3 protein-coding genes and 1 pseudogene are annotated in these 5168 nt (G+C 66.5%); 3 read left to right on the top strand and 1 reads right to left on the bottom strand.

Annotated elements, in window-relative coordinates:
* On the top strand, window positions 1-305 hold a 305-nt coding region (locus B3D39_RS02730), incomplete at its 5' end, for an FUSC family protein (protein ID WP_286789357.1).
* Window positions 306-357: 52 nt separating this feature from the next.
* On the opposite strand, the gene ilvD is transcribed toward B3D39_RS02730, so the two are convergent.
* Window positions 358-2193: a dihydroxy-acid dehydratase gene (ilvD, locus tag B3D39_RS02735; RefSeq protein WP_274963721.1), complete on the bottom strand. Its 1836-nt coding sequence runs from the start codon at window positions 2191-2193 to the stop codon at window positions 358-360.
* A 307-nt stretch (window positions 2194-2500) separates the two neighbouring features.
* Between ilvD and B3D39_RS02740 the strand changes: the two genes are divergently transcribed.
* Together B3D39_RS02740 and B3D39_RS02745 are read left to right on the top strand one after the other, a co-directional pair.
* Window positions 2501-4906, top strand: coding sequence for a ligase-associated DNA damage response DEXH box helicase (locus tag B3D39_RS02740; protein ID WP_274963722.1), 2406 nt, complete (start codon window positions 2501-2503; stop codon window positions 4904-4906).
* Window positions 4903-5168 (top strand): annotated as a pseudogene (locus B3D39_RS02745) (metallophosphoesterase); the annotation flags it as partial. The gene B3D39_RS02740 and the pseudogene B3D39_RS02745, both read left to right, overlap by 4 nt.

Raw genomic sequence — 5168 nt, forward strand, 5'->3', positions numbered from 1 at the left:
CGAGCCTGCTTGTGCTGTGGCTCGGGCCGGACAGTGTCGTGATGCCGGGGCTCTATGTGATCTTCGGCGTCACTGCGATCCTGTTCGCGCCGCCCGCGCATTACCCGACCTTCGTGGCCTTCCTGACCGCGCTGATCGTCGTGATGGTCTCGATGGGCAATGACGCACCTTTGTCGAACGCATGGGGCCGGGTCGCGGGCACGGTGCTGGGCGGCGCCTCGGCCCTGGCGATGAGCTACCTCGCTCATGCGATCCGCAAGCGGCTCGGTTGGGAAGAAAGCCTGCCCGAAAGCGATGCCGCCTGAATGAAAACGGCCGCCCCGAGAGGCGGCCGTTCCAATTCGCGTTAGGGTGCGATCACTCGGGCAGGATGCGCACGCCACCCTTCGCCGCCGAGCTGGCCAGCAGCGCATAGGCCTTGAGCGCGGTCGAGACGGCGCGCTTGCGCGGCTCTGCCGGTTTCCACGGCAGCGGCCCCATCGCCTCGCGCCGCGCGGCCAGAACATTGTCGGCCACGGCGAGGTTGATCGTGCGGTTCGGGATGTCGATCTCGATGATATCACCGGTCTCGACGAGGCCGATCGTGCCGCCTTCTTCCGCTTCCGGGCTGACATGGCCGATCGACAGCCCCGAGGTGCCGCCCGAGAAGCGTCCGTCGGTCAGCAGCGCGCATTTCGCGCCGAGGCCCTTCGATTTGAGGTAGGAGGTCGGGTAGAGCATTTCCTGCATCCCCGGACCGCCGCGCGGGCCTTCATAGCGGATGATGACCACTTCGCCCTCGACGACCTTCCCGGTCAGGATGCCCGACACCGCGTCGTCCTGGCTCTCGAACACTTTCGCGGGGCCCGAGAATTTCAGGATCGAGTCGTCGACGCCTGCGGTTTTCACGATGCAGCCCTGCTCGGCGATATTGCCGTAGAGCACCGCCAGACCGCCATCCTGCGAAAACGCATGTTCCGCCGTGCGGATCACGCCGCCCTCGCGGTCGCGGTCGAGCTCTTTGTAGCGGTTCTCGGTCGAGAAGGCCTGCGTGGTGCGCACACCGCCCGGGGCCGCGCGGTAGAACTGATCCGTGGCGTCGTCATTGGCGACCATCACATCCCATTTCGACAGCGCCTCGGCCATCGTTTCCGAATGCACGGTGCGCACATCCTGATGGATCAGACCAGCGCGGTTCATCTCGCCAAGGATGCCCATGATGCCGCCCGCGCGATGCACGTCTTCCATGTGGACGTCCTGCTTCGCCGGTGCGACCTTGCAGAACACCGGAACCTTACGCGAGAGGCGGTCGATGTCTTCCATCGTGAAGTCGACCTTGCCCTCATGCGCGATCGCCAGCAGGTGGAGCACGGTATTCGTGGACCCGCCCATCGCGATATCGAGGCTCATCGCGTTCTCGAAGGCTTCAAACGTCGCAATCTCGCGCGGCAGCAGGCCCTTGTCTTCCAGCTCGTAATGGCGGCGCGTGATCTCGACGATCTTGCGGCCTGCCTCGAGGAACAGCTCCTTGCGGTCGGCATGCGTGGCCAGCATCGAGCCGTTGCCCGGCAGCGCCAGACCCAGCGCCTCGGCCAGACAGTTCATCGAGTTCGCGGTGAACATGCCCGAGCACGACCCGCAGGTCGGGCAGGCGGCCTTTTCGATCGCCAGCACGTCCTCGTCGGAATATTTGTCGTCGGCCGCAGCCACCATCGCATCGACCAGATCGAGGTCGTGACCGATGATTTCCGCGCCTTCCTTGCCGGCCTCCATCGGGCCGCCGGAAACGAAGATCACGGGGATGTTCAGACGCATCGCGGCCATCATCATGCCGGGGGTGATCTTGTCGCAGTTCGAGATGCAGACCATCGCATCGGCGCAATGCGCGTTGACCATGTATTCCACGGAATCGGCGATCACTTCCCGCGAGGGCAGCGAATAGAGCATCCCGTCATGGCCCATCGCGATCCCGTCATCGACGGCGATGGTGTTGAATTCCTTCGCGACACCGCCAGCGCTCTCGATCTCGCGCGCGACCATTTGGCCGAGGTCCTTGAGGTGGACGTGGCCGGGCACGAACTGAGTGAAGGAGTTCACGACCGCGATGATCGGCTTGCCGAAGTCGTCATCGGTCATGCCGGTGGCGCGCCACAGACCGCGCGCACCCGCCATGTTGCGGCCATGGGTGGATCTACGGGAACGATAAAAGGCCATAAGATTTCCGTTTCTGTCGCGCCCGAGGGGACTCGGGCAATTTCCTGTCGCGGGCCTGAATATAACATGGATCGCCCAATGAACAGTGGCGAGATCGCGCGGGTGGGGTGTGCGATGGTGCGAGATGTTGGGGGAGGGGCGCGTTTCGGAAGGCTTCCAATGGAAGCCGTCAGCGGCGAGCGCGCCGCGCGTCGCGGCGCAGGGACTCATTGCTTTAGAGACGGGCAGGCGCGGCCCGGGCTGGCCGCCCGCGCCAAGACGTGCCGCAAAGCTTGCGCATCCGCTCCTCACGCCTACCTTTCACGCGATGCCCGACACCGCCGCCACGCCCCTCCTGCCGCAACGCTTCGCCGACTGGTTCGCCAGCCGGGGCTGGCAGCCGCATCGCCATCAGCTGGAGGTGCTGGCGGCGCGCGAAGATACGCTGCTGATCGCGCCGACCGGGGGCGGCAAGACGCTGGCGGGGTTTCTGCCGTCGCTCGTCGATCTGGCCGAGGGCTATGACGGGCTGCACACGCTCTATGTCTCGCCGCTCAAGGCGCTGTCCAAGGACATCGCCCGCAACCTGCGCGCGCCGGTGGACGAAATCGGGCTGGAGCTGCGGATCGAGGATCGCACCGGCGACACATCGGCCACGCAGCGTCGCCGTCAGCGGGTCGATCCGCCGCAGATCCTGCTGACGACGCCCGAAAGCCTCGCGCTGATGCTGTCCTACCCGGAAGCGCCGAAAATCTTCGCGGGGGTGAAGCGGGTGGTACTCGATGAAATCCACGCGCTGGCCGAAAGCAAACGCGGCGATCAGCTGATGCTGGGCGTCGCGCGGCTGCGCAGCCTGTCGCCGGACCTGACCGTCACGGGTCTGTCGGCCACGGTCGAGGCCCCGCAGGCGCTGGCGGATTTCATGGGCGGCGCGCGGGTGATCATGGCCGATCCCGGCCCGCCCCCCGATATCGAGATGCTGCCGACCGAGCGCCCCGCACCTTGGGCGGGTGGCGGCGGGCGGCACGCCGCGCGAGATGTGATGGCAGCGATCGAGGACGCGCGGCTCAGCCTTGTTTTCCTGAATACCCGGGCGCAGGCCGAGCTGTTCTTCCAGGCGCTCTGGGAGGTCAACGACAACGCCCTGCCGATCGGGTTGCATCACGGCTCGCTGTCGCGCGAGGCGCGCCACAAGGTCGAGGAGGCGATGGCCAGCGGCGAGCTGCGCGCGGTGGTCTGCACCGGCTCACTCGATCTGGGGCTCGACTGGGGCGATGTCGATCTGGTCCTGCAGGTCGGCGCGCCGAAGAATGTCAAACGCCTCGTGCAGCGGATCGGGCGCGCCAATCACCGCTATGACGAACCCTCGCGCGCCCGGATCGTGCCCGCCAATCGCTTCGAGATCGTCGAATGCGCCGCCGCCTTGGAGGCCGTGCGCGAGAACGATCTGGACGGCGGCGGGCGGCGCTGGCGCGGGCCGCTCGACGTGCTGTGTCAGCATATCCTGCTGACCGCCTGCGCCGGGCCGTTTGAGGCGGATGCGCTTTATGCCGAGGTGCTGCGGGCGGGGCCCTACGCGAATTTGTCACGCGCGGATTTCGACGCCTGTCTGGAATTCTGCGCGACGGGTGGCTACGCGCTGCGCGCCTATGACCGCTGGCAGCGCCTGTTGCAGCGTGATGGCAAATGGCAGCTCCGCGATCCCCGCGCGACCCGCGATCTGCGGATCAATATCGGCACGATCACCGAGACCGAGAAGCTGAAAGTCCGCCGCAAATCCCGGCGCGGCGGCACGCCCTTGGGCGAGGTTGAGGAAGGCTTCGCCGCGTCTCTCACCCCCGGCGACACGTTCCTAATCGGCGGGCAGGTTGTCCGCTACGAAGGTCTGCGCGAGATGGTCGTGGAGGTAACGAACGCCGCCACGCGCGAGCCGAAAATCGCCGTCTTCTCAGGGCTGAAGATGGCGACCTCGCTGGAGCTGTCGCAAAGGGTCCAACGCCTCATCGCCACGCCCGAGGACTGGGAGCAACTGCCGCCTGACACCCGCGACTGGCTGGCGCTGCAGCGCGAGATTTCCACGCTACCCGCCCCCGGCACGCTGACCTGCGAGACCTTCCTGCGCGGCGGGCGAGCTTTCTTCTGTCTCTACGGATTTGCGGGGCGCAACGCGCATCAGACGCTCGCGCTGCTGCTGACCCACCGGATGGAGCAGGCGGGGCTCGGGCCGCTGGGCTTCGTGGCTACCGATTACGCGCTGCTGATCTGGTCGATCGATCCGGTCGAAGACCCTGCGCCGCTGCTATCGGCCGAAGGGTTGCGGGAAGGCTTGCGCGACTGGCTCGAGAGCAACGCGGTGATGAAGCGCGCCTTCCGCTCCATCGCCACGATCGCGGGCCTCATCCAGCGTAACCTGCCGGGGCAGCGCAAATCGGGCAAACAGGCGACGTTTTCGTCCGATATTCTCTACGACACCCTGCGCCGCTACGACCCCGATCATCTGCTATTGCGCATCACCCGCGAGGAGGCGAGCCGGGGCCTCGTCGATTTCGAGCGGATCGAGGAGATGCTGGCCCAGGGCAAGAGAATCGTGCATATCCGCGCCCCGCATGTGACGCCGCTGGCCGCGCCTTTGCTGTTGGAGCACGGGCAGGTCGGCATTCGCGGCGGCACGGGCGAGGCACGGCTGATGGAAGAAGAGGCGCAGGCAATGATGCGCGAGGCGGGGCTGGAATGAGAGAGATCACCTTCGCGGAGCAGCGGCTCATCGCGCAACCGTCGGGCGCGCTTTTTTGGCCCGGGGAAGACTCGCTGATCGTGGCCGATCTTCACTTGGGCAAGTCCGAGCGGATGGCGCGGCGCGGCGGTGCGCTGCTGCCACCTTTCGAGAGCCTCGACACGGTGATCCGGCTGGAGGCCGAGGTGCTGCGCCTCCGGCCTTCGCGGCTGATCAGCCTCGGCGATGCGTTCGACGACGATGCGGCGGCGGGAGAGATCGC

The organism is Thioclava sp. UBA3469, assembly GCF_002378135.1.
Taxonomy (GTDB): Bacteria; Pseudomonadota; Alphaproteobacteria; order Rhodobacterales; family Rhodobacteraceae; genus Thioclava; species Thioclava sediminum.